Origin of the sequence: Streptomyces sp. NBC_00846 (genome assembly GCF_045207325.1) — a bacterium.
Classification (GTDB): Bacteria; Actinomycetota; Actinomycetes; order Streptomycetales; family Streptomycetaceae; genus Streptomyces.
Window position 1 is genome coordinate 2,229,347 of sequence record NZ_CP108846.1, and the last position, 25,716, is coordinate 2,255,062.

17 protein-coding genes are annotated in these 25,716 nt (G+C 69.9%); 1 reads left to right on the top strand and 16 read right to left on the bottom strand.

Going from position 1 to position 25,716, the window contains the following annotated elements; genetic code table 11:
* Positions 1 to 374: 374 nt before the first annotated feature.
* From OG936_RS10335 to OG936_RS10400, 14 genes are all read right to left on the bottom strand, one after another.
* Positions 375 to 4,538, bottom strand: coding sequence for a ribonuclease E/G (locus OG936_RS10335; RefSeq protein ID WP_406494070.1), 4,164 nt, complete (start codon positions 4,536 to 4,538; stop codon positions 375 to 377).
* A gap of 232 nt (positions 4,539 to 4,770) precedes the next feature.
* On the bottom strand, positions 4,771 to 5,553 hold the full coding sequence (locus tag OG936_RS10340; protein ID WP_383756220.1) for a TIGR03936 family radical SAM-associated protein: 783 nt from the start codon (positions 5,551 to 5,553) through the stop codon (positions 4,771 to 4,773).
* 122 nt (positions 5,554 to 5,675) lie between these two features.
* Positions 5,676 to 6,866, bottom strand: a complete 1,191-nt coding sequence (locus tag OG936_RS10345) for a hypothetical protein (RefSeq protein ID WP_406494071.1) — start codon at positions 6,864 to 6,866, stop codon at positions 5,676 to 5,678.
* Positions 6,867 to 6,955: 89 nt separating this feature from the next.
* A complete protein-coding gene (locus OG936_RS10350; RefSeq protein ID WP_383756215.1) occupies positions 6,956 to 8,881 on the bottom strand; it encodes a TIGR03960 family B12-binding radical SAM protein in 1,926 nt (641 codons plus the stop codon).
* Positions 8,882 to 8,931: 50 nt separating this feature from the next.
* Positions 8,932 to 10,452 carry a CHAD domain-containing protein gene (locus OG936_RS10355; protein ID WP_406494073.1) on the bottom strand — a complete coding sequence of 507 codons (1,521 nt, stop codon included), beginning with the start codon at positions 10,450 to 10,452 and terminating at the stop codon, positions 8,932 to 8,934.
* Between the two features lie 51 nt (positions 10,453 to 10,503).
* Positions 10,504 to 11,694 carry a rod shape-determining protein RodA gene (gene rodA / locus OG936_RS10360; RefSeq protein ID WP_406494075.1) on the bottom strand — a complete coding sequence of 397 codons (1,191 nt, stop codon included), beginning with the start codon at positions 11,692 to 11,694 and terminating at the stop codon, positions 10,504 to 10,506.
* Positions 11,694 to 13,868 (bottom strand): penicillin-binding protein 2, encoded by a 2,175-nt coding sequence (gene mrdA / locus OG936_RS10365; protein WP_406494077.1) that lies wholly within the window; start codon positions 13,866 to 13,868, stop codon positions 11,694 to 11,696. The genes rodA and mrdA overlap by 1 nt, the downstream gene beginning before the upstream one ends.
* Positions 13,869 to 13,929: 61 nt before the next feature.
* Positions 13,930 to 14,592, bottom strand: a complete 663-nt coding sequence (mreD, locus tag OG936_RS10370; RefSeq protein WP_383756205.1) for a rod shape-determining protein MreD — start codon at positions 14,590 to 14,592, stop codon at positions 13,930 to 13,932.
* Between the two features lie 11 nt (positions 14,593 to 14,603).
* Entirely contained in the window at positions 14,604 to 15,656 is a 1,053-nt protein-coding gene (mreC, locus tag OG936_RS10375) for a rod shape-determining protein MreC (protein ID WP_406494079.1), read from the bottom strand.
* A 124-nt stretch (positions 15,657 to 15,780) separates the two neighbouring features.
* Complete coding sequence (locus OG936_RS10380; protein WP_383756200.1) at positions 15,781 to 16,800, bottom strand: rod shape-determining protein; 1,020 nt, start codon at positions 16,798 to 16,800, stop codon at positions 15,781 to 15,783.
* Between the two features lie 290 nt (positions 16,801 to 17,090).
* Positions 17,091 to 17,504, bottom strand: coding sequence for a nucleoside-diphosphate kinase (gene ndk / locus OG936_RS10385; protein ID WP_266746180.1), 414 nt, complete (start codon positions 17,502 to 17,504; stop codon positions 17,091 to 17,093).
* 96 nt (positions 17,505 to 17,600) lie between these two features.
* Positions 17,601 to 17,960: a DUF4233 domain-containing protein gene (locus OG936_RS10390; protein ID WP_406494081.1), complete on the bottom strand. Its 360-nt coding sequence runs from the start codon at positions 17,958 to 17,960 to the stop codon at positions 17,601 to 17,603.
* A 5-nt stretch (positions 17,961 to 17,965) separates the two neighbouring features.
* On the bottom strand, positions 17,966 to 19,489 hold the full coding sequence (locus OG936_RS10395) for a bifunctional folylpolyglutamate synthase/dihydrofolate synthase (RefSeq protein ID WP_406494082.1): 1,524 nt from the start codon (positions 19,487 to 19,489) through the stop codon (positions 17,966 to 17,968).
* A gap of 135 nt (positions 19,490 to 19,624) precedes the next feature.
* Positions 19,625 to 22,273 (bottom strand): valine--tRNA ligase, encoded by a 2,649-nt coding sequence (locus OG936_RS10400; protein WP_406494083.1) that lies wholly within the window; start codon positions 22,271 to 22,273, stop codon positions 19,625 to 19,627.
* Between the two features lie 154 nt (positions 22,274 to 22,427).
* Here OG936_RS10400 and OG936_RS10405 point away from each other — a divergent pair, with 154 nt between their 5' ends.
* Positions 22,428 to 23,444 carry a hypothetical protein gene (locus tag OG936_RS10405; protein ID WP_406494084.1) on the top strand — a complete coding sequence of 339 codons (1,017 nt, stop codon included), beginning with the start codon at positions 22,428 to 22,430 and terminating at the stop codon, positions 23,442 to 23,444.
* Positions 23,445 to 23,520: 76 nt separating this feature from the next.
* Here OG936_RS10405 and clpX read toward each other — a convergent pair whose 3' ends face one another.
* Positions 23,521 to 24,819 carry an ATP-dependent Clp protease ATP-binding subunit ClpX gene (clpX, locus tag OG936_RS10410; RefSeq protein ID WP_383756186.1) on the bottom strand — a complete coding sequence of 433 codons (1,299 nt, stop codon included), beginning with the start codon at positions 24,817 to 24,819 and terminating at the stop codon, positions 23,521 to 23,523.
* Positions 24,820 to 24,976: 157 nt separating this feature from the next.
* On the bottom strand, positions 24,977 to 25,657 hold the full coding sequence (locus OG936_RS10415; RefSeq protein ID WP_383756184.1) for an ATP-dependent Clp protease proteolytic subunit: 681 nt from the start codon (positions 25,655 to 25,657) through the stop codon (positions 24,977 to 24,979).
* Positions 25,658 to 25,716: the final 59 nt, after the last annotated feature.

Here is a 25,716-nt window from a genome sequence, read left to right on the forward strand (position 1 = left end):
GCCGGGCCGAGGCGGCGGCGAAGAAGGCCCATTGAGTTGCGGCCCGATCACGCCACCGGGTGGACTGTGGAAAAGGCGGTAGCGGGATATCGGTACGACCGAGACACTGCGGGCCCGCGGTCGTAAGGGCCAGGTCACCATGGCCACAAAGGCTGGTTGCCCTGCCTGAAGCGGGCCGACACGCCGATCAGCATTCTCCGGAATGACATATCCGGCCGCGGCCGCGTCACATTATCGGGATTTTCATAGCGGGTTTCGTTGAGGTTACGGCTGAAGAGACGCGGCCCACACGTTCCACACCGGCGTCTGACATGCGAAAGAGGTGCGGTACCCGCGAGGGAACCGCACCTCTCTCCTTGCTGTCTGACCGCTGGTCAGCTCTCGGTACCGGCTGAGACCGAGGGCTGCGGCGACTGCTCAGCGGCGACCGTCTTCTTCGCCGCCGCCTTCTTGGCCGTCGTCTTCTTCGCGACGGTCTTCTTGGCAGCCGTCTTCTTGGTGGCTGCCTTCTTGGCGGTGGCCTTCTTGGCCGTCTTGCGGGCCGTCTTCTTGGCCGGGGCCTCCGCCATCGGGGCTTCCGGGGCTTCGGCGGGCTCGGCTTCGGGCTTCGGCTCGGCTTCGGGCTTCGGCTCGGTGGAACCGGTGACCACGACGACCTCTGCCGCGTCCGCGCCCGCGGGCGAGCCCGCGGGGGCGGGCGCGCCCGCGGGCGAGCCCGCGGGGGCGGGCGCGCCCGCGGGCGAGCCCGCGGGGGCGGTGACCTTGCGGGTCACCCGGCGGCGGGCACGCGGCGGAGCGGCCGCGGGGGCCGCCTCTTCGGGTGCTGCCTCGGGCTGCGGAGTCTCGATGACGACCGGGGCCTCGATGACAACCGGGGCCTCGATGACGACCGGGGCCACAGTGGCCGGGACCTCAGCAGCGGCCGGGGCTTCCTCGGCGGCCGGAGCGGTCGCCTTCCGGGTCGCCCGGCGGCGCGTGCGGCCCTGGGGGGCCTCGGCGACGGGCTCCGGCTCCATCACCGGCTCGGGCTCCGCGGCCACGACCGGCTCCGGCTCGACGACCGGCTCCGGGGCAGGGGCCGCTTCGGCCTTCGGGGCGCCGGCCGGAGCCGTGGCCTTACGGGTCGCGCGACGCCGACCGCGACCGCGCGAGGCTGCCGCCTCGGCCTCGGCCGCGCTGCTGTACAGCTCCTCGTCCGGAACGAACTCCGGCTCGGGCAGCGCCACCGGGGCGGCCACCTCGGCAGCCACCTCGGCCTCGGTCTCGACCTCGGTGACGTGCTCGTGCTCGGGCTCCTGGCCCGCGCCGACCCGACCGCGCTTCTTGACACGCTTGCCGCCGCCACCGACCGACGTCGGCTGCTCCATGTGCACGATCACGCCGCGCCCGTTGCAGTGGACGCAGGTCTCGGAGAAGGACTCCAGCAGACCCTGGCCCACCCGCTTACGGGTCATCTGGACCAGGCCCAGCGAGGTGACCTCGGCGACCTGGTGCTTCGTACGGTCACGGCCCAGGCACTCCAGCAGACGCCGCAGCACCAGGTCCCGGTTGGACTCCAGCACCATGTCGATGAAGTCGACGACGACGATGCCACCGAGGTCGCGCAGCCGCAGCTGACGCACGATCTCCTCGGCCGCCTCCAGGTTGTTCTTGGTGACGGTCTCCTCGAGGTTGCCGCCCTGGCCGGTGAACTTGCCGGTGTTGACGTCGACGACGACCATCGCCTCGGTCTTGTCGATCACCAGCGAGCCGCCGCTCGGCAGATAAACCTTCCGGTCCAGCGCCTTCATGAGCTGCTCGTCGATCCGGTACGTCGCGAAGATGTCGACCTCGGAGGTCCAGCGCGACAGGCGGTCCGTCAGGTCGGGCGCCACCTGCGAGACGTAGCCGTGGATGGTCTCCCACGCGTCGTCGCCGCTGACGATGACCTTGGAGAAGTCCTCGTTGAAGATGTCGCGGACGACCCGGACGGTCATGTCCGGCTCGCCGTAGAGCAGCGTCGGCGCGTTGGAACTGCCGGTGCTCTTCGCCTTCTTCTGGATGTCCTCCCACTGCTGCTGCAGCCGCTCGACATCACGGCTCAGCTCGTCCTCGCTGGCGCCCTCCGCCGCGGTGCGGACGATGACGCCCGCGTCCTCGGGAACGATCTTCTTGAGGATGGTCTTCAGCCGGGCCCGCTCGGTGTCGGGCAGCTTGCGGCTGATGCCGGTCATCGAGCCCTCGGGCACATAGACCAGGTAGCGGCCGGGCAGCGAGACCTGGCTGGTCAGGCGGGCGCCCTTGTGGCCGATCGGGTCCTTGGTCACCTGGACGAGGACGGACTGGCCGGACTTGAGCGCGGTCTCGATACGGCGCGGCCCGTGGGCCATGCCGAGCGCCTCGAAGTTCACCTCACCCGCGTACAGGACGGCGTTGCGGCCCTTGCCGATGTCGACGAAGGCGGCCTCCATGGACGGCAGTACGTTCTGCACCTTGCCCAGGTAGACGTTGCCGACGTAGCTGGTGGCCTGCTCCTTGTTGACGTAGTGCTCGACGAGCACGTTGTCCTCAAGAACGCCGATCTGGGTGCGCTCGCCGTTCTGGCGGACGACCATGACCCGCTCGACGGCCTCACGGCGCGCCAGGAACTCGGCCTCGGTGATGATCGGGACGCGACGGCGGCCCTGCTCACGGCCCTCGCGGCGGCGCTGCTTCTTCGCCTCCATGCGGGTCGAGCCCTTGATGGACTGGACCTCGTCGAAGCCGGTGCCGGGCTCCCGCTCTTCCTTCTTACGGGGCTCGCGGACCTTGACGACCGTACGCTCCGGGTCGTCGACGCCGTTGTCCGTCTCGGACGGGACGTCGCCGCTGCGACGACGACGGCGACGACGGCGACGGCTGCTGCTGGATCCGGCGACGGACGCCTCGTGCTCCTCGTCCTCCTCCTCTTCGGACTCCTGAGCGCGCTCCTGGTCACCCTCGGCGGCAGCCTCGTCGCCGAACTGCTCCGCGGTCTCGTCGTCCTCGGCGCTCTCGCCACGACGGCGGCGACGGCCTCCACGACGGCGACGGCGCGAGGGCCGGTCCCCGTACTCGTCCGTCTCCTCGCCCTCGTGCTCGGCTTCGCTCTCGCCCTCCGGCTCGGGCTCCTCCTCGACGTGCTCCTCCACCTCGACGGCGGGAGCGGCGGCCTGCTCGGGCTCGGCGGCCTCACCGCGACGGCGGCGACGGCGGCGCGAACCGGTCTGCGGCGCGGCCTCGGCGGCCGGTGCCTCGATGGTGGCGGCCGGCTCCTCGACCGTCTCAGGCTCTTCCTCGACCTCTTCGTGACGCGAAGCGGCAGCGGCGGCCGCCGCGGTCTCCGGGGTCTGGAACATCGGCTCGGCGAAGACCGGTGCCTGGAACACGGCCACGGCGGGGCGCTCGGCGCGACGGCTCTTGCGTACGGGCTCCTCCTCCTTGGCGGTGAACTCGGGGCGGCCGGCGGCCGCGGTGGCGCGGCGCCGGGTGCGGCCACGCGGTGCGGCCTCCTCGGCGGGCTCGGCGGCCGGCTCCTCGGCGGCGGCCTCGGTGGCCTGCGGCGCACCGGCCGGAGCGGTCGCCTTACGGACCGCGCGACGACGCCCGCGCGGGGCCTCGACGGCTTCTTCCTCCGCTTCCGCGGGCGCGGCGACTGCCTCGGCGTGCTGCGGTGCACCGGCCGGAGCCGATGCCCTGCGCCGGGTACGGCCGCGCGGCGCGGCGGCCTCGGCGGCCGGCTCGGGCTCGGCAGCCGTCACGGGCGTCGCTTCCTCGACGATCTCAACGGCCTCGGCAGGCTGCGGCGCACCCGCCGGAGCGGTCGCCTTACGGACCGCACGACGACGCGTACGCGCCGGCGGCGCCTCCACGACCTCGACCTCGGCTTCGGCTTCGGGTTCGACAACGGCTTCGACAACGGGCTCGGCAACGGCCTCGGCAGCCTGCGGCGCACCCGCCGGAGCCGTCGCCTTACGAACGGCACGACGACGCGTACGCGCCGGCGGCGCCTCCACGACCTCGACCTCGGCTTCGACAACGGGTTCGACAACGGCTTCGACAACGGGCTCGGCAACGGCCTCGGCAGCCTGCGGCGCACCCGCCGGAGCCGTCGCCTTACGGACCGCACGACGACGCGTACGCGCCGGCGGCGCCTCCACGACCTCGGCTTCGACATCTGCCTCGGCTTCGACGACGGGCTCGGTGGTTTCGGCGCTCGCGGCGTATGCCACGATCTCGGCGGCCTCGGCGGCCTGCGGCGCACCCGCCGGAGCGGTCGCCTTACGGACCGCACGACGGCGCGTGCGGGCCGGCGGCGCGGCTTCTGCGGCCGGGGCGCTCCCGGCTTCGGTGGTGGTGCTGTCGGACACTGCGGCGTCAACGGCCGGTATGGCCGGAGCGGCGGTGCCCGGGGCCTCCGCCACCGGCGGGCCGGCGGGGCGGGACGCGGCGCGGCGCCTGCGGCGCGGCGGCAGCTTGTCGCCAGGTGCGTTGTTCTCTTCGGCGTTCCCGGTCGTGCCGGGTTCGTTGGACTGGGGCATGCGGGCGGTTCTCCCGTCAGGCTCCCGGGCGCCGCGTCTGGTTCCGGTCCAACACGGTCCGCGTGATGTACGCGGGACCGGCGTCCGGGGCGCGGGCGCCGCACGGGAACTCAATGTCTGGCTCGCCGGTTCCGTACGCGAGGTGCGTACGGCCTGGCGAAAGTCTTATGGGTCATCGCGCGGCCCGGCCCAGGTGGCTCCCGAGTCGGAGAGCTGCGCTGCAACGACCGCCTTACGCGGAACCTGCACCTTCCGGCGCCGTCGCGACGGCGGTCCCGGCGGCCGTGGATGGAGCGGCCGGGGCTGCCTCGCGGTCGGGCGCGAGCGGGTCGGTCACCGTGCCGGACTCCTCGTCGAAGAGCCCCTGCGCCAGCCTGGTCACCGCTGCGGGTACCGGCGGCGCCAGGTCGGCCACAACGCGGAGACCGGACAGGACGTCGTCAGGTCGCACGGCAGGTGTCACGTGCCGAACAACCAGCCGCAGTATCGCACAGGGCCTGTCCTCGGGCCTATCAGGCTGTGGATCAAGGGCCTCCAGGCCGACCACGGCGGCGCGGGCGTCGAAGGTCCGCATGCCGTTCTTCGCGCGGCGCTGGACCTCGACGGTCTGCGCCCCGTTGAAGGCGGCCACGGCCTTCGCTGCCTCCTCGACGGGGACTCCGTCGAGACGCAGTTCCCAGATGGAGGCGGTCAGCCGGTCGGCGAGACCCGAGGTGCGGGCCTCCACGGCGTCGGTGACGTCGAGACCGTCCGGCAGCGAGGCGTTGAGCAGCTCGCGCAGGACCGCGGGATCCCGGGCCTCGGTGAGGGCGATCTCCAGAAACTCGGCCTCACTGCCCGTGCCGGTGGGTGCGGCATTGGCGTACGAGACCTTCGGGTGCGGGGTGAAGCCCGCCGAGTAGGCCATGGGCACCTCGGAGCGGCGCAGTGCCCGCTCGAAGGCACGCTGGAAGTCGCGGTGGCTGGTGAACCGGAGGCGGCCGCGCTTGGTGTAGCGCAGTCGGATGCGCTGCACTGCCGGTGCGGGCGGCGGGCCTTCGGGCTGTCGCTTGCCCAGTGGTTCTTCTCCTCGGTGCGGGACGGACGCGGTGGCACGCCGCCCTCGAAATGCGGGTGGCCCGGGGTGTCCGGTCCGGCTCACCCCCGCTCGGTGTTTTTCTCTCCGAGCAGGGAGATCTCTGGTTCGGGCGCCGCGCTGGGCACAGTCGTTGTACTACCCAGAGTACGCGCAAGAGGGCTCCCCGGTTCCCGGGGCTCGGGCGCCCCCGGTCCGCCGACCAGTGCCCGCCAGGCATCACGGCGCGCCCGCGCCACGGTCTCGCGTGCCGTGCGCAGCGCCGACCGGGCCGCGCGTCCGGTCTCGACGGCGGCCCGCTTGGCGGGGGCCCAGACCGCGTCCCGTACGAAATGCCCCACCGGCGTGCACACCGCGCGGTAGGCCCAGGTCACCGGCGCCCCGACCAGATGCCACGCCAGCCAGGCGATGGCCCGGCCGACGGCCCGCGAGATGTACCCCGCGATCCGCCAGGCGACACCGAACGCTGCGGCGATCTCCCGGCCGACCGGAGCGAGGACCCGCCGGTACAGCAGGCCGAGCGGCGCGACGAGCAGCGTCAGGACCAGCCACTCCACCGCTGCCCACAGCCCGCTCCCGGAAGCCGCGATCCCGCGTGCCAGCAGTTCGAGCAGCCAGGTGAGGCCGTGGCCGAGCGGGGTGAGCAGTTCGCGGTACGTCCAGGCCAGCGGCCGTACGACCAGGTGCTCCACCAGCCAGACGACGGCGAGCGCGAGCGGCACCAGGACGTACCGCCACAGGGCGGCCAGAGGCCAGACGAACAAGGCGGTGAGCACCCAGCCGATCGCGACGGCGATCCCCCGCCCGGCAGGGACGAGCAACGCGCGGTACACCCTGCCCAGCCCGTGCCCGATCGGGGTGAGCACCGCCTTGTACAGCCACACCACCGGCACCACGAGCCCGTACCGCACCGCCGGCACCAGCACGTACCGCCAGAGCGCGACCCACGGCCATACGAAGACCGCCGCGGCCAGCCACCGCAGCGCATGGCCCAGCGGGGTGAGCACCCATGCGTACAGCCAGACCGCGGGGGCCACCACCAGCGTCGCGAACAGCCAGGCCAGGGCCCGGCCCAGGGGGCGCAGCAGGATGCGGTCGGCGGCACGGGCGGCGACCGTCAGGACGTCCCAGACCATGCGTACGGGCAGGACGATCACCAGCACCACGATCCGTACCGGAATCCTGATGAGGGTGGTCAGACAGCCCTCACCGACCTCGTAGTGCGCGGGAACCTGGTGCTTGCCGTAGTCCATGCCGTACATGACGCGAAGGCCCGGTCCGGGGTTTCCCGGGCCGGGCCTTCGTCACCGAGCTGTCACCCGGACGGACGGGTCCGGGGCGGCTACTTCACGACCGACAGCGGCAGCAGCTTCTTGCCGGTCGGGCCGATCTGGATGCTGGTGTCCATCTGCGGGCAGACGCCGCAGTCGAAGCACGGGGTCCAGCGGCAGTCCTCGACCTCGGTCTCGTCGAGCGAGTCCTGCCAGTCCTCCCAGAGCCAGTCCTTGTCGAGACCGGAGTCCAGGTGGTCCCAGGGCAGGACCTCTTCGTACGTCCGCTCCCGGGTGGTGTACCAGTCGACGTCCACGCCGTACTCGGGCAGCGTCTTCTCGGCGGCGGTCATCCAGCGGTCGTAGCTGAAGTGCTCGCGCCAGCCATCGAAACGGCCGCCGGACTCGTAGACCGCGCGGATGACGGAGCCGACGCGGCGGTCGCCGCGCGAGAGCAGGCCCTCGACGATGCCGGGCTTGCCGTCGTGGTAGCGGAAGCCGATGGAGCGGCCGTACTTCTTGTCGCCGCGGATCTTGTCGCGGAGCTTGGTCAGCCGGGCGTCGGTCTCCTCGGCGCCGAGCTGCGGGGCCCACTGGAACGGCGTGTGCGGCTTGGGCACGAAGCCGCCGATGGAGACGGTGCAGCGGATGTCGTTCTGGCCGGAGACCTCGCGGCCCTTGGCGATCACGTTGACCGCCATGTCGCCGATCTGGAGGACGTCCTCGTCGGTCTCGGTGGGCAGACCACACATGAAGTACAGCTTCACCTGGCGCCAGCCGTTGCCGTACGCGGTGGCGACGGTACGGATGAGGTCCTCTTCCGAGACCATCTTGTTGATGACCTTGCGCATCCGCTCGGAGCCGCCCTCGGGGGCGAAGGTGAGTCCGGAGCGACGGCCGTTGCGGGTCAGCTCGTTGGCCAGGTCCACGTTGAACGCGTCGACGCGGGTGGAGGGCAGCGAGAGGCCGATCTTGTCCTCGGTGTACCGGTCGGCGAGGCCCTTGGCGATCTCGCCGATCTCGGTGTGGTCCGCGGAGGAGAGCGAGAGCAGCCCGACCTCTTCGAAGCCGGTCGCCTTGAGACCCTTCTCGACCATCTCGCCGATGCCGGTGATGCTTCGCTCCCGCACGGGGCGCGTGATCATGCCGGCCTGGCAGAAACGGCAGCCGCGGGTGCAGCCGCGGAAGATCTCGACGGACATCCGCTCGTGGACGGTCTCGGCGAGGGGCACGAGGGGCTGCTTCGGGTACGGCCACTCGTCGAGGTCCATCACGGTGTGCTTGGACACCCGCCACGGCACGCCCGACTTGTTGGGCACGACACGACCGATGCGCCCGTCCGGGAGGTACTCGACGTCGTAGAAGCCCGGGACGTAGACGCCGCCGGTCTTCGCGAGCCGGAACAGCACCTCTTCGCGGCCGCCGGGGCGGCCCTCGGCCTTCCAGCCGCGGATGATCTCGGTGATCTCCAGGACGGCCTGCTCGCCGTCGCCGATGACCGCGCAGTCGATGAACTCGGCGATCGGCTCGGGGTTGAACGCGGCGTGGCCGCCGGCCAGCACGATCGGGTCGTCGACGGTGCGGTCCGCGGCGTTCAGCGGGATGCCCGCGAGGTCCAGGGCGGTGAGCATGTTGGTGTAGCCGAGCTCGGTGGAGAAGCTCAGCCCGAAGACGTCGAAGGCACGGACGGGGCGGTGGCTGTCCACGGTGAACTGCGGGACCTTGTGCTCGCGCATCAGCTCTTCGAGGTCCGGCCACACGCTGTAGGTGCGCTCGGCAAGGACGCCCTGGCGCTCGTTGAGTACCTCGTAGAGGATCATGACGCCCTGGTTGGGCAGTCCGACCTCGTACGCGTCCGGGTACATCAGTGCCCAGCGGACGTCGCATTCGTCCCACGGCTTGACGGTGGAGTTCAGCTCACCGCCGACGTACTGGATGGGCTTCTGCACATGCGGGAGCAGAGCTTCGAGCTGTGGGAAGACCGAATCGACAGACATCGCGAACTTTCGAGAGCCGGCAAGGGTGACCATCAAGCGTACCCCGGCACTCAGCCTTCCAGCGCCGACCGGATCCGGGGCCGCGACGCCCGCTTCCACACTTCGGGCAGCTCCCGTTCCCCGGCGGCGGCGGCCGCCTCCTCCCGCCCGTACAGCAGTCCCCAGGTGAATCCCGGTTCCCCCGCCGCGTGTGCCTGGACGGCCAGGGTGCGCAGGGCGTCGCGGGCCACGACGCTGTCCTGGTGGTCGCCGAGAAGGGTCTGGAGGGCCTTCATCCGTTTGGCGAACCGCTTGGCCGGCTTCCCCAGCGCGGGCCCGGCCGCCTCCGCCGCGTAGCGGGCGCGCTTGGCCGCCTTGCGAGCGTCGTGCATGGCGAGATCGCGGTCCTCGCCGGGCGGGAGTTCCAGGGCGCGGCCGACGCGGGTCGCGAGGCGCTCGTACTCCTTCAGTACGGCGCGGGGCAGTGCCCGGTCGGGGCCCTTGGACGCGGCGGGCAGCAGGGGCGGGGCGGCGAGCAGGGCGTCGAGGCTGTCCAGGAGTGCCAGGTAGCGCGTTGAGTCGAGTACGCCGACGGTCCGGCTCCGGGAGCCGCCCCGGCGGGCCACCGACCAGATCCGGAGCCTGCTGCGGACGGGGCCGAGGACCAGGGTGCGGGGCAGGCCGTCGAGGCGGGCGCGCAACCGGGCGTCGAGGACTTCCTGATCGCGGTCGATACCGAGCTCGGCGGCCAGCCACTTCAGCTCGTCGCCGACCGGGTCGGTGACGCCGCGGTCGAGGATCTTCCCGTAGGACCGCAGCGCGCTGCGGAGCCTGCGGGTGGCGACCCGCATCTGATGCACGGAGTCGGGGAGGTCACGGCGTACGGCGGGGTCCAGGGCGGTGATCGCCTCGGTCTGGTGGCGGATGTACGTGAGGACGTGGTCGCCCGCGGTGGGGTGCGCCCCCTTCCGGCCGGGGGTCTTCTTCGGCCTCGGCGCGGTCTCGGCGAGCGCCCTGGCCAGTTTCGACGGTGCCGCGGACGGGCGGATTCCGGCCTTGCGCAGCCTCCGTTCGACGGCGTCGAGGAAGGCGGGGTCGCCGTCGTCGGCGAGTTCGACCTCGATCTCCGTCCAGGCGGCCGTACCGCTGCCGCCGGTCAGCCGTTCGGCCCGCACGGTGTCGGTGCTGACTTCGGCGAGCAGCCCGCCCCCGGCGTCGAGGAGGTGGTGGACGTCGCGGGCGGAGCGCAGCCGGACGACGGGGACGAGCTCCCGGTCCCGGCCCCGGGAGCGGAGCAGCCCGGCGAGAGAGGGCGGCAGGGTGTCGGAGAGCGGCTCGCGCAGCTCGTCCCGGATGCCGGAGGCGACCGGGAATTTGAGGTGCCAGCCGGCGTCGCTCCCGCCGGTGCGGCGGCGCAGGGTGAGGGAGTCCGCCGCGAGCCGGAGGTCCTCGGTGTCGTAGTAGACGGCGTCCAGTTCGGTGACGCCGCAATGGTCGACGGCCGAGACCCCGGCCACCCGGCTCAGGTCGGGGAGCCGGGTTTCCGCCGTGGCTTCGTACTTCCGCTCGATCTCACGCTTCGAGTCCGCCATGAACCGAATCTAGACGTGTTGTACGCGAATGGGCAGTGCTCCCGCACCGGCTCAGGCGCTTATCGGCCGTTGCACTCTGATCGACTGGAGCAGTCCGACGGCCACCCAGACGGCGAACATCGCGGATCCTCCGTACGACACGAACGGCAGCGGCAGCCCGGCCACCGGCATGATGCCGAGCGTCATCCCGATGTTCTCGAAGGACTGGAAGGCGAACCACGCGATGATTCCGGCGGCGACGATCGTGCCGTACAGCTCGGTCGTCTCGCGGGCGATCCGGCAGGCGCGCCACAGGACGATGCCGAGCAGGACGAGGATCAGCCCGGCGCCGAGGAAGCCGAGCTCCTCGCCGGCGACGGTGAAGACGAAGTCGGTCTGCTGCTCGGGGACGAACTGGCCGGTGGTCTGGGTGCCCTGGAAGAGGCCCGTTCCGGTGAGGCCGCCGGAGCCGATCGCGATGCGGGCCTGGTTGGTGTTGTAGCCGACGCCCGCCGGGTCGAGCGCGGGGTTGGCGAAGGCGGCGAAGCGGGCGATCTGGTACTCGTCGAGCAGGCCGAGCTTCCAGATCGCGATCGCACCGGCCACGCCCGCGCCGAGCAGGCCGAAGATCCAGCGGTTCGACGCGCCGGAGGCGAGGAGCACGCCGAGCACGATGACGACCATGACCATTACGGAGCCGAGGTCCGGCATCCCCATGACGACAATCATCGGCACGGACGCCAGGCCCAGCGCCTTGGCGACGGTTCGGTGGTCGGGGTGGAGCTGGTCGCCCGCGTCGACGCGCTCGGCGAGCAGCCTCGCCATGATCAGGATGATGGTGATCTTGGTGAACTCGGACGGCTGGAGCGAGAAGCCGCCGCCGATGATGATCCAGGCGTGGGCGCCGTTGACGGTGGCGCCGAGCGGGGTGAGGACCGCCAGTACGAGGATCACCGAGAGGCCGTAGAGGATCGGGACGGCGCCGCGCAGGGTGCGGTGGCCGAGCCAGATCGTGCCGATCATCAGGGCGAAGCCGATGCCGGTGTTGAGGGCGTGCCGGAAGAGGAAGTAGTACGGGTCGCCGTGGGTGAGCACGTGGCGGCCCCGGGTCGCCGAGTAGACCAGCAGCGAGCCGATGAAGGAGAGCGCGATCGCGGACCCGAGCAGCGGCCAGTCGAGTTTGCGTACGACGGAGTCGCGGGCGATGAGTTTGCCCCAGGCGGAGCGCTCGGGGGCGTAGCGCGAGACGGAGAAGCCGGCCATCAGTCGCGCCTCCCCAGGATCGCGGCGAGGGTCTGTTCCTCCGGGGGCTTCTGCGAGTCGGGGTTGTACGGCTTGATCTCCGGGGCGTCGATCGAGCCGTCCCGCTGGATCTTCGGCAGGGACTTCTGCGGGGTGGGCAGCAGCGCCTTCTTCAGGTCCTGATTGCCGGAGTCGTCGAGACCGTAGAGGGCGTCGTAGATGTTGCGCACAGCGGGCCCGGACGCACCGGAGCCCGTTCCGCCCTGAGAGATCGTCATGACGATCGAGTAGTCCTTGGTGTACGTGGCGAACCAGGAGGTCGTCTGCTTGCCGTAGACCTCGGCCGTACCCGTCTTGGCGTGCATCGGGATCTTGTCCTGCGGCCAGCCGCCGAACCGCCAGGCGGCGGTACCGCGGGTCGCGACGCCCGCCAGCGCCCCCTCCATCTGCTTCAGGGTCTTGGCGCTGACCGGCAGCTTGCCGTGCGAATGGGGCTCGATCACGCGGACGTGCTTGCTGTCGGGGCTGACGATCGCCTTGCCGACGGTCGGGTCGTAGAGCGTGCCGCCGTTGCTGATCGCGGCGTAGATGGTCGCCATCTGGATTGGGGTGACGAGAGTGTCGCCCTGGCCGATGGAGTAGTTGATCGCGTCATAGGCGTGCAGCTTCATGCCCTCGAGGCAGTTCTCGTGGGCGAGCACGGTGACGAAGTCCTTCTTCTTGGGCCAATTCTTGCCCTGCTCGCACCAGGCGTCCTTGTTGGCCTTCCAGAAGTCCTTCTTCCACTGGCGGTCGGGGACACGGCCGGTGACCTCGCCGGGGAGGTCGATACCGGTCTCCTTGCCGAGGCCGAACTGGTGGGCGGTCTTGAAGAACCAGTCCTTGGCGTTCTTCTTGGGCTTCAGCCCGCCGTCCTTCTGCCACTGCTGGTGGCCGAGTGCGTAGAAGACGGTGTCGCAGGAGACCTCGAGCGCCTGGCCCAGGGTGATCGCGCCGTGGCCCTGCGATTCGAAGTTCTTGTAGACCTGGCCGTCGGCGCTGTAGGAGCTGGGGCAGGCGTAGTGGCCGTCGAACGCGTAGCCCGCCTGGACGGAGGCCGCGGTCGAGACGACCTTGAAGATCGAGCCCGGTGCGGCCTGGCCCTGGATGGCGCGGTTGAGCAGCGGATAGTTGGACTTCTTGCTGGTCATCCGGGCGTAGTCCTTGCCCGAGATGCCGCCGACCCAGGCGTTGGGGTCGTAGTTCGGCAGGGAGGCCATCGCGACGACCCGGCCGGTCCTGGCCTCCATGACGACGACGGCGCCGGAGTCGGCCTTGTAGTTCTCGCCGGTGTTCTTGTCGAAGGACTGACGGGCCGTCTTCATGGCCTCGTCGAGCTCGTACTCGGCGACGGCCTGGACCCGGGCGTCGATGGAGGTGACGACGCTGGAGCCGGGCTCCGCCTCGTCGTTCTTCGCCTGGCCGATGACCCGGCCGAGGTTGTCGACCTCGTAGCGGGTGACACCGGCCTTGCCGCGCAGTTCCTTGTCGTAGGTGCGCTCCAGGCCGGAGCGGCCGACCTGGTCGGAGCGGAGGTACGGCGAGTCGGTGTCCTGGGCCTTGGTGATCTCCTCGTCGGTGACGGGCGATAGATAGCCGAGGACCTGGGCGGAGTTGGCCTTGCCGGGTGCGGCGTAGCGGCGTACGGCGGTGGGTTCGGCGGTGATGCCGGGGAAGTCCTCGGCGCGTTCGCGGATCTGGAGGGCCTGCTGGGTGGTGGCCTCGTCGGTGACCGGGATCGGCTGGTACGGCGAGCCGTTCCAGCAGGGCTGCGGGGTCTTCGCGTCGCAGAGGCGGACCTTGTCGAGGACTTCCTTGGGCTGCATGCCGAGGACACCGGCGAGCCGGGTCAGGACACTCTTGCCGTCGTCCGCCATCTTCAACAGCTCGGTGCGGCTGGCGGAGACGACCAGACGGGTCTCGTTGTCGGCGAGGGGCACGCCGCGCGCGTCGAGGATGGAGCCGCGCACGGCGGGCTGGACGACCTGCTGGACGTGGTTGTTCTTCGCCTCGTCGCTGTACTCCTTGCCGTTACGGATCTGGAGGAACCAGAGGCGCCCGCCGAGGGTGAGCAGCAGCGAGAAGACGAGGACCTGGATGATGACGAGACGAATCTGGACCCGCTGGGTCCGGCCGGTCTCGGGGATGTTGCTCACGGGGCGCCCCCGGTGGTGGTCGGGCCGGAGACACGGGGAGTGTCCCCGCTGTGGTGCGGCCTCACAGTCGCTTGACTCCCTTGATCCGCCCGGCGCGTGCCGCGCGGTTACGGGCGGCCTTGACGCGCAGTCCGCCGCGCTGGCCGCCGATCCGCAGCCCGGTACCGGAGGCCAGCCAGCCCGCGGCGACGTCGCCACCGCCGGACGCGTCGGCGACCGGATCGTTCACCGTGCGTCTGGCGATCGCCATGACCAGCGGCACGACGAACGGCGCGAGGAGCAGGTCGTAGGCGGCGGCGGTGAACAGCAGGCTGCCCAGGCCCACATGACGGGCCGCCGTGTCCCCGACGAGCGCGCCGACGAGCGCGTACAGCAGGGTCGAGCCGATCGCCGCGGCGACGACGCCGATCATCGGGACGGCCGCCGACTTGAGCTGCCCGTTCTCCGGCTTGACCAGTCCGGCGAAGTAGCCGATGACGCAGAGGACCAGCGCGTAGCGCCCGGCGGCGTGGTCGGCGGGCGGTGCCAGGTCGGCGAGGAGTCCCGCGCCGAAGCCGATGAGGGCGCCGCTGACATGCCCGTACACGAAGGCGAGAGCGAGGACGACGAGGAGGAGCAGGTCGGGCACGGCGCCGGGGAGTTGGAGCCGGGCGAGGACGGAGACCTGGACGACGAGGGCGACGACGACCAGGAAGACGGAGAGCAGAGTCTGGTTCAAGCGCATGGGAATCAGCTCTACCTCTGCTCGTTTACCGCGTTGCCGGTGTTCGGTGTGGCGTTCGAACTGCTGCTGGGGACCGCGGATCCGCTCGGGTCCGGGCTCTCGTGGATGTTCCCGACGACGTTTCCTTCGGTGTCGACGATGTCGCCGTTGGGCGAGATCGTCACGGTGACGGTCGGGGTGGGCTTGGGCTTGGCGGGCTTGGCGGGCGCCTTGGGCAGGACCATGTCGCGGGGGTCCTCGCGCGGGGCCTGCACGACGATGCCGACGATGTCGAGCTTGGTGAACCCGACGAACGGACGGACGTAGACGGTACGGGTCAGGCCGCCGCCGGACGGGTCGACGCGGACGACCTCCCCCACCGGGACGCCGGGCACGAACGGCTTGTCCTTGCTCGAACCGAAGGTGACCAGGCGGTCGCCCTTGTTCACCTTGGCCTTGCCGTTGAGGAACTGGACGGACAGCGGCCGGGAACCCTGGCCGGTGGCGAAGCCCAGTTCGTCGGTCTTCTCCATACGGGTGCCGACGGTGAAGTCGGGGTCGTTGGCCAGGAGCACCGTGGCGGTGTCCGGGCCGACGGTGGTGACCCGGCCGACGAGCCCGTCGCCGTTGATGACGGTCATGTCGCGCTTGATGCCGTCGTGGGAGCCGGCATCGATGGTGACCGTCCAGGAGAAGCCCTGGGCCGCTCCTATGGCGACGACCTCGGCGGCCTTGATGCCGTACTGCCCGGCGGCCGACTTCTTCAGCATCCGGTCCAGTTCGCGGACCCGGTTGCGGTTCTGGTCGTCGCTGCCGAGCTTCGTCTTCAGCGCGGCGTTCTGCTGCTCCAGTTCGGCGATCCGGTTGTGCCGGGTACCGGAGTCGCGTACCGCTCCTATGGCGTTGCCCACCGGATCGACGGCCGCCGCCACACCGTTCTCGACCGGTCCGAAGACCGTGGCGGCGGCATGCCGGGCACCGTCCACCGGTGACTCCTCGCCGCCCCGGATGTCCACCGTGATCAATGCGAATGCGATGGCGACCAGCAGCACCAGGAGCAGCCGGCTCTCTCGTGTGTCCCTCACGTGCGGCGGCCGTGCCTTCCTCGTCGGAATGTTCGTGCCTGTATATCAACGATCGGCCGTACGGAGCGGCAGCGGTCCGCGCGGCAGACCACTGTGTTGTCCGCCCGCGGACCGGGCCCGCCGTCTACCGGCGGGGCTGGGCGTCCAGCACCTGCTGGAGTGCCTCGAACTCCTCGACGCACTTGCCGGATCCGAGCGCCACCGAGTCCAGCGGGTCCTCGGCGATGTGGATCGGCATGCCGGTCTCGCGGCGCAGCCGCTCGTCCAGCCCGCGCAGCAGCGCGCCGCCACCGGTGAGGACGATGCCGCGGTCCATGACGTCGCCGGAGAGCTCCGGCGGGCACTTGTCGAGCGTGGTCTTCACCGCGTCGACGATCGCGTTGACCGGCTCCTCGATGGCCTTGCGGACCTCGTCGGCCGAGATGACCACGGTCTTGGGCAGCCCGGAAACCAGGTCACGGCCGCGGATCTCGGTGTGCTCGTCCTTGTCCAGGTCGTACGCCGAGCCGATCGTGATCTTGATCTGTTCGGCGGAACGCTCACCGAGAAGGAGCGAGTACTCCTTCTTGATGTGCTGGATGATCGCGTTGTCCAGTTCGTCACCGGCGACCCGGATCGACTGGGCAGTGACGATTCCGCCGAGCGAGATGACCGCGACCTCGGTCGTGCCGCCACCGATGTCGACGACCATGTTGCCGGTGGCCTCGTGGACCGGCAGCCCGGAGCCGATGGCCGCCGCCATGGGCTCCTCGATGATGTGCACCTGGCGCGCGCCGGCCTGCGTCGACGCCTCGATGACGGCGCGTCGCTCGACGCCGGTGATGCCGGAGGGCACGCAGACGACGACGCGCGGACGGGCAAGGTAGCGGCGCTTGTGGATCTTCAGGATGAAGTAGCGGAGCATCCGCTCGGTGATCTCGAAGTCGGCGATCACGCCGTCCTTCAGCGGCCGTACGGCAACGATGTTGCCCGGTGTACGCCCGATCATCTTCTTGGCCTCGGAGCCGACCGCCAGGATGCCGCCGGTGTTGGTGTTGATGGCCACGACGGACGGCTCGTTCAGAACGATGCCGCGCCCCCTGACGTACACCAGCGTGTTGGCAGTCCCGAGGTCGATAGCCATGTCACGGCCGATGAACGACATTGAGTTCCCCTTGTTCCCCATGAGGATGCGTCGGGCCTTCCGAGAAAGCGATGATGGCTTGTTCTGGTCGGCAAGATGAGCGCTGCGGGCGTGGAAGATTCCATCGTAGTGCCGTGTGCACGGACACCGCGCGAGGGTCCTTCGCCTTTGTAGGCGGAACGGGTGGCCGTTCCACTCATGGTGACGTTACGTCGGAGTGATGCGTTCCCGCGATCCGGGACCCTATGCCGAAGGGCGACCGAATTAATTCGGTCGCCCCAGGTCATGAGCGCTGTTCGGCTGATCCGAGGTCAGGAGAGTCCCGGAAAGAAAAGCTTCAGTTCTCGCTCTGCGGACTCCTCGGAGTCCGAGGCGTGGATGAGGTTCTCACGGGTGATCGTGCCGAAGTCACCACGGATGGAGCCGGGCGCGGCGGCGATCGGGTCGGTGGGGCCGGCCAGCGTGCGGATGCCCTCGATGACCCGCTCGCCCTCGGCGACCAGCGCCACGACCGGGCCGGACTGCATGAACTCGACGAGCGGCTCGTAGAAGGGGCGGCCGACGTGCTCGGCGTAGTGCTGCTCCAGCGTGGCGTGGTCGAGGGTGCGCAGCTCCAGCGCGGTGATCCGCCAGTCGGCCTTGCGCTCGATCCGCCCGACGATCTCGCCGACCAGTCCGCGCCGGACCGCGTCGGGCTTGAGCAGGACGAGGGTGCGCTGGGTCATGGTGTGCGGCTCCTTGCAGGCATGCGGGTGCGGTGAGGCGAGGCTACAGGGGCAAGGGAAAGGGCCTGCGGCCGGGTTTGGCCGCGGGGCACGGGGTCAGCCACCGGCCGGGGCCTCGGCGGCCTGCTCCGCGGCCGCCCAGCGGGCCTTCGCCTCGTCGATCTTGCGGCCGTAGTGCACCGAGGCCCACCACAGGGCGCTGAAGACCACGCCGAGAATGAACATCATCGGGACAACGAAACCGCTCAGCACCAGGGCGATCTGCAGCGCCCAGCCGAGCTGTATCCCGCCGGGGCGGGTGATCATCCCGCAGAGCAGTACGGAGAGCAGCATGCCGATGCCGCACACCGCCCAGACCGTGGTGTTCGAGAGGTCGTCGGACTTCATCGCGACGAGTCCGGCGAAGCCGATCACGAAGAATTCGCCGATCAGCGTCGATGCACAGAGCGTACGCACGTCGGTCAGTGCCTTCCCAGGAGCAGTCGGGCCTCGCCGACCGTGATCACGGAACCGGTCACGAGGACGCCGGCGCCCGCGTACTCGTCCTCCTCCTCGGCGAGGGTGATCGCCGCCTCCAGGGCGTCGTCGAGGCGGGGCTCGACCTGGACGCGGTCGCTGCCGAAGACCTCGACCGCGACGGCGGCCAGTTCGTCGGCGTCCATCGCGCGGGCGCTGGAGTTCTGGGTGATGACGACCTCGGCGAAGATCGGCTCGAAGGCTTCGAGGAGCCCCCTGACGTCCTTGTCGCCGCTCGCGCCGACCACACCGATCAGCCGGGAGAAGCCGAACGCCTCGGAGAGCCCGTCGGCGCAGGCGCGGGCGCCCGCCGGGTTGTGGGCCGCGTCCAGGACGACGGTCGGGCTGGAGCGGACGACTTCGAGACGGCCCGGCGAGATCACCGCGGCGAAGGCCCGACGGACCGTGTCGATATCGAGCGCGCCGGGCTGCTCGGCACCGATCCCGAAGAACGCCTCCACGGCACAGAGCGCCACCGCCGCGTTGTGCGCCTGGTGGGCGCCGTACAGCGGGAGGAAGACCTCCGTGTACTCGCCGCCGAGGCCGCGCAGCGTCAGCAACTGGCCGCCGACGGCGATCTCGCGGGAGACGATGCCGAACTCCATGCCTTCGCGGGCGACCGTGGCGTCCACCTCGACGGCCTTCTTCAGCATGACCTGTGCGGCGTCGACGGGCTGCTGCGCCAGGATGACCGTGGCGTCCTGCTTGATGATTCCGGCCTTCTCACCGGCGATCTCGGCGGGCGTGGCACCGAGCCGGTCGGTGTGGTCCAGCGAGATGGGAGTGACGACGGCGACCGAGGCGTCGATGACGTTCGTCGCGTCCCAGCTGCCGCCCATGCCGACCTCCACGACGGCGACGTCGACCGGCGCGTCGGCGAACGCCGCGTACGCCATGCCCGTCAGCACCTCGAAGAAGGAGAGCCGGTACGGCTGCTGGGCGTCGACCATCTCCACGTACGACTTGATGTCCTGGTACGCCTCGATGAACCGCTCGGGGTCCATCGGCGAGCCGTCCAGGCTGATCCGCTCTGTGATCGACTGGACGTGCGGCGAGGTGTAGCGGCCGGTACGCAGGTCGAAGGCGCCGAGCAGGGCCTCGATCATGCGGGCCGTGCTCGTCTTGCCGTTGGTCCCGGTGATGTGGATCGAGGGGTAGGCGCGCTGCGGATCGCTGAGCACGTCCATCAGCGCGGCGATGCGCGTGACGGACGGCTCCAGCTTCGTCTCGCCCCAGCGCCCGGCGAGCTCCTGCTCCACGGCGCGCAGCGCCTTGTCCACCTCGGGATCGGCGGGGCGGGCGGGGACGTCCTGGCCCTGCGGCGGCCCCGAGCGGGTGCGCAGCGTACGGCTCCCGGCCTCGATCACCGCCAGGTCGGGGTCGCGCTGGGTCGCTTCGTCGACGATCTCCGCGAAGGTGTCGTCGGGATCGGAGGCGTCGTGCCGGTCGGAAGGGCGGGGCTCACTCACGAGGCCAGTCTACGGATGGGCACGGACATCGTGCGCAGCGGCCGGTGACGCCCGGAGTCCGGCCCGGCCCGGGACGGGCGAAGCCCCCGTATCTCCCGGCAGCGGGGATACGGGGGCTTCACCGTCGGCGGGTGCTCAGCCCTGCGGCAGGTTCGCCAGCTGGTTGGTGATCCGCTCGATGTCCGCCTCGGCCTTGGCGAGCCGGCCGCGGATCTTGTCGACCACGTTGTCCGGTGCCTTGCCGAGGAACGCCTCGTTGGAGAGCTTGGCGCCCGCCTGGGCCTTCTCCTTCTCGGCGGCGCCCAGGTCCTTCGTCAGGCGCTTGCGTTCGGCCTCGACGTCGATCGTGCCGGACAGGTCGAGGGCGACCGTGGCCCCGGCGACCGGCAGCGACGCGGTGGCGTGGAAGCCGTCGCCGGCCGGCTGCAGGCGCAGCACCTGGCGGATGGCCGCCTCGTGCGGGGCGAGCGCGGTGCCGGTCAGGACGAGCTCGGCCGGGACCTTCTGGCCGGGCTGCAGGCCCTGGTCGGAGCGGAACCGGCGGACCTCGGTGACGACCTGCTGGACGAGCGCGATCTCCTGCTCGGCGGCGTCGTCGCGGAAGCCGCCCGGGGCGTCAGCCCCAGGAACGGACACAGCGGCCGGCCAGTCGGCGATGACGACGGACTCCTTGCCGGTGAGCGTGGTCCAGAGCGTCTCGGTGACGAACGGGACGACCGGGTGCAGCAGACGCAGCATCACATCGAGGACCTCGCCGAGGACCCGGCCGGAGACCTTGGCCTGCTCACCTCCGGCGAAGAACGTGGTCTTGGACAGCTCGACGTACCAGTCGAAGACCTCGTCCCACGCGAAGTGGTAGAGCGCCTCGCTGAGCTTGGCGAACTGGAAGTCGTCGTAGAACGCGTCGACTTCGGCGACCGTCTTGTTGAGCCGCGACAGGATCCACCGGTCGGTCACCGACAGCTGCTCGACGGGCGGCAGTTCACCCTCGACGGTGGCGCCGTTCATCAGCGCGAAGCGCGTCGCGTTCCAGATCTTGTTGGCGAAGTTCCGGGAACCCTGGACCCAGTCCTCGCCGATCGGGACGTCGACACCGGGGTTGGCGCCGCGCGCCAGCGTGAAGCGCAGCGCGTCGGAACCGTACTTGTCCATCCAGTCCAGCGGGTTGACGACGTTACCGAAGGACTTCGACATCTTCTTGCCGTGCTCGTCGCGGACCATGCCGTGCAGGACGATGGTGTGGAACGGCGGGACGCCGTCGTTGACGTACAGGCCGAACATCATCATCCGGGCGACCCAGAAGAAGAGGATGTCGTAGCCGGTGACCAGGACGGAGTTCGGGTAGAACTTCGCGAGGCTGTCGGTCCGCTCCGGCCAGCCGAGCGTGGAGAACGGCCACAGGCCGGAGGAGAACCAGGTGTCCAGGACATCGCTGTCCTGCTTCCAGCCCTCGCCCGTGGGGCCCTCGTCGTCCGGTCCGACGCAGACGACCTCGCCGTTCGGGCCGTACCAGACGGGGATCCGGTGGCCCCACCAGAGCTGGCGCGAGATCGTCCAGTCGTGGAGGTTGTCGACCCAGTCGAAGTAGCGCTTCTCCATCTCATGTGGGTGGATCTTGACCTTGCCGTCGCGGACGGCGTCACCGGCCGCCTTGGCGAGCGGGGCGACCTTGACCCACCACTGGAGCGACAGCCGCGGCTCGACGGTGGTCTTGCAGCGCGAGCAGTGGCCGACGGAGTGGATGTACGGACGCTTCTCGGTGATGATCCGGCCCTCGGCGCGCAGCGCGCCGACGATCGCGGACCGGGCCTCCAGGCGGTCGAGTCCCTCGAACGGGCCGGGGACGGTGATGACCGCGCGCTCGTCCATGACCGTGAGGAACGGCAGGTCGTGGCGCTTGCCGATCTCGAAGTCGTTCGGGTCGTGGGCGGGCGTGACCTTCACGGCGCCGGTGCCGAACTCCGGGTCGACGTGGTGGTCGGCGACGACGGGGATCGTGCGGTCGGTCAGCGGCAGCTTGATCTGCCTGCCGATCAGGTGCTTGTAGCGCTCGTCGTCGGGGTGGACGGCGACCGCGGTGTCACCGAGCATCGTCTCGGCGCGGGTGGTGGCGACAACGATGGTGTCGTCGCCGTCCCCGTACGTCATGGAGACGAGCTCGCCGTCGTCGTCCTGGTACTCGACCTCGATGTCCGAGATCGCGGTCAGGCAGCGCGGGCACCAGTTGATGATGCGTTCGGCGCGGTAGATCAGCCCGTCGTCATACATCTGCTTGAAGACGGTCTGGACGGCGACGGACAGGCCCTCGTCCATGGTGAAGCGCTCACGCGACCAGGCGACGCCCTCGCCGAGCCGGCGCATCTGGCCGGAGATCTGGCCGCCGGACTCGTTCTTCCACTTCCAGACGCGCTCGACGAACGCCTCGCGGCCCAGGTCGTGGCGGGACTTGCCCTCCTTGCCGAGCTCACGCTCGACGACGTTCTGGGTGGCGATGCCGGCGTGGTCCATGCCGGGCTGGTACAGCGCCTCGAAGCCCTGCATGCGCTTGCGGCGGACGAGGGCGTCGATCAGCGTGTGCTCGAAGGCATGCCCCAGGTGCAGGCTGCCCGTGACGTTCGGCGGCGGGATGACGATGGAGTACGGCGGCTTCTCGCTGTGCTCGTCGGCCTCGAAGTAACCACGTTCTACCCAGCGCTCATACAGCTTCCCCTCTACCTCGGCCGGTGCGTACTGGGTCGGCAGTTCGGGGTTGCTGGCTGGCGTCTGCTGAGTGTTCTCGGTCACGGGGGACAGTTTAGGGCCGTCACAGTCGTGTACTGAAACCGGTTTGTCGAGTAACGGTGTGGCTCCCGGTGGTCCACGCGGGTGGACCTTCCGTCAGGATGTTCGGAACGCGTGAGCATTCCGATGAGCACTTCCGAACAGGGGGACACCGCAGATGAGCTACAACCAGCCGGGCCCGTACGGCGAGCAGCCGCCGCAGGGCCAGCCCGGACCGTACGGTGGCCAGCCGCCGCAGGGTCAGCCCGGCCCTTACGGCCAGCAGCCGGGCCCGTACGGCGGTCAGCCGCCGCAGGGCCAGCCCGGTTACGGGTACCCGCAGCAGGCTCCCCAGGGTGTCCCGCCGCAGCAGCCCCAGCCGGGTTACGGCTACCCGCAGGCCCAGCAGCCGGGCCCGTACGGCCAGCAGCCGCCCACGCCCTCGTACGGCGGCCCGCAGTACGGGGGCCAGCCCCCGTTCCCCCCGGCCCAGCCGAAGAAGAAGACGGGCCTGATCATCGGCGGCGCGGTCGTGGCACTGGCGGTCATCGCGGGCGGGGTGTACTTCCTGACGTCGGGCGGAGGTGCCAGCAACAGTGATGTGGCGGACTCCACCAAGGGGTACAAGCTGACACCGGCCGCCTCGGTCGACGACTACAAGGATGAGTCGACGGGGTCGACTCCGTCGGCGCCGTTGACCGGCGAGCGCAAGACGAAGGCCGAAGGGATGGGGATCAAAAATCCTCAGCAGACGGTGGCCCAGTACAGCGTGGGTTCCAAGGGGAACGAGCTCAGCATCAAGGGCCTCACGCTCCAGGGTATTTGGGGCGACGTCACCGACCCCGCGAAAGTCATCGACAATTCGTTCACGAACACCGAGAACGATATGAAGAAGAGCAACACGGACATGGAGTACTCCCTCGTCGGCAGCCCCAAGGCCGTAACCCCGTCCGGGTTCAAGGGAGCACTGATGAAGTGCCAGGACATGAAGGTGATCAACAAGAAGGGCGACGGCACCTCGAAGGGCGGCCCCAAGGAGTTCATCATCCCCACCTGCATCTGGGCTGACTACAGCACCGTCGGTGTGGTGAGCGGCGTCGACGTGGCGCTCTCCATGGCCGGCAAGGGCATGCCCCAGGACGACGTGGCCGCCCTGACCGCCAAGCTCTACAACACGTCCCGCACCAAGATCTGATCGCGTCACGACGTCGGAAGGGGCGCCCCGCCAGTCCACCTGGCCGGGCGCCCCTTCCGTCTGTGTTCACATGCCGCTACGCGGACTTCTCGTGCCGCCCGCCGTCGCCCTTGCCGATCGTCCGCGGCTCGCGCGGGACCAGCGTCGGGTTCACGTTGTTGCGGACGACGTCCGCCGTGATGACGACGCGGGCGACGTCCTTGCGGGACGGCACCTCGTACATCACGGACTGGAGCACCTCTTCCATGATGGCCCGCAGGCCACGCGCGCCGGTGCCGCGCAGGATCGCCTGGTCGGCGATGGCCTCCAGGGCCGGACGGTCGAAGTCCAGCTCGACGCCGTCGAGTTCGAACAGGCGTTGATACTGCTTCACCAGCGCGTTGCGCGGCTCGACGAGGATCTGCAGCAGTGCCTCGCGGTCCAGGTTGTGGACCGAGGTGAGGACGGGCAGCCGGCCGATGAACTCCGGAATCATCCCGAACTTCACCAGGTCCTCCGGCATGACCTCCTGGAACTGGTCGCTCGCCTCGATCTCGCGCTTGGAACGGATCGTCGCGCCGAAGCCGATGCCCTTGGCACCCGCCCGGGACTCGATGATCCGCTCCAGACCGGAGAAGGCACCGCCCACGATGAACAGCACGTTCGTCGTGTCGATCTGGATGAACTCCTGGTGCGGGTGCTTCCGGCCGCCCTGCGGCGGTACGGAGGCGGTGGTGCCCTCCAGGATCTTCAACAGGGCCTGCTGGACGCCCTCGCCGGAGACATCGCGGGTGATCGACGGGTTCTCGCTCTTGCGGGCGACCTTGTCGATCTCGTCGATGTAGATGATCCCGGTCTCGGCCTTCTTGACGTCGTAGTCCGCGGCCTGGATCAGCTTCAGCAGGATGTTCTCGACGTCCTCGCCGACATAGCCGGCCTCCGTCAGCGCCGTCGCGTCGGCGATGGCGAACGGGACGTTGAGCATACGGGCCAGGGTCTGCGCGAGAAGCGTCTTGCCGGAGCCCGTGGGGCCCAGCAACAGGATGTTGGACTTGGCCAGTTCGATGCCGTCGTCCCGGCCCTGGGCGCCGCCGTTCTCGCCCGCCTGGACCCGCTTGTAGTGGTTGTACACAGCGACCGAGAGGGCCTTCTTCGCGGGCTCCTGCCCGACGACGTACCCCTCGAGGAACTCGTAGATCTCGCGCGGCTTGGGGAGTTCCTCCCACCGCACCTCGGAGGTCTCCGCGAGCTCCTCCTCGATGATCTCGTTGCAGAGATCGATGCACTCGTCGCAGATGTACACACCGGGTCCCGCGATGAGCTTCTTCACCTGCTTCTGGCTCTTTCCGCAGAACGAGCACTTGAGCAGGTCGCCGCCATCACCGATGCGTGCCACGAGGTGCTTCCCCTTCGCCTGGGAGCAGCTTGGTTCAGCGGCTCCTGGTGCCTCTATCCGACGGTACCTTGCCTAGCCCCCCGTTCGGGCCCCCCTTGGCACGGTTCACACGGCCGAGACCGGGCGAACCCATCGCGCCAAGGGGTGAAGGCCGATGTCAGGCGGCCGTGGCCGCACTCTTGCGGGTCGACACGATCTGGTCGACGAGACCGTAGGCGAGGGCTTCCTCGGCGGTCAGGATCTTGTCGCGCTCGATGTCGTCGCGGATCTTCTCCAGCGGCGTGGTGGAGTGCTTGGCCAGCATCTCCTCCAGCTGGGTGCGCATCCGCAGGATCTCGTTGGCCGCGATCTCCAGGTCGGAGAGCTGCTCCCGGCCGGTCTGCGAGGACGGCTGGTGGATCAGTACCCGGGCGTTGGGCAGCGCCATCCGCTTGCCGGGCGTACCCGCGGCGAGCAGCACGGCCGCGGCGGAGGCCGCCTGGCCCATGCAGACCGTCTGGATGTCCGGCTTCACGAACTGCATCGTGTCGTAGATCGCGGTGAGCGCGGTGAACGAGCCGCCGGGGCTGTTGATGTAGATCGAGATGTCCCGGTCCGGGTCCATCGACTCCAGGCACAGCAGCTGCGCCATGACGTCGTTGGCGGAGGCGTCGTCGATCTGCACGCCGAGGAAGATCACGCGCTCCTCGAAGAGCTTCGCGTACGGGTCGTACTCACGCACGCCCTGCGAGGTGCGCTCCACGAAGCGCGGCACGATGTATCGGTTGTCCACCTGCGGGCCGGTGTAGAGGCCGCTCGCGGAGGCGCCGGGGAAGTTGTTCATGTGGGTGTTCACCATCCTGGTGGCGTTCTGTGGCTGGGTGTCTCGGCGTACGAGAGGTGCGCGGGGCGGTGGAG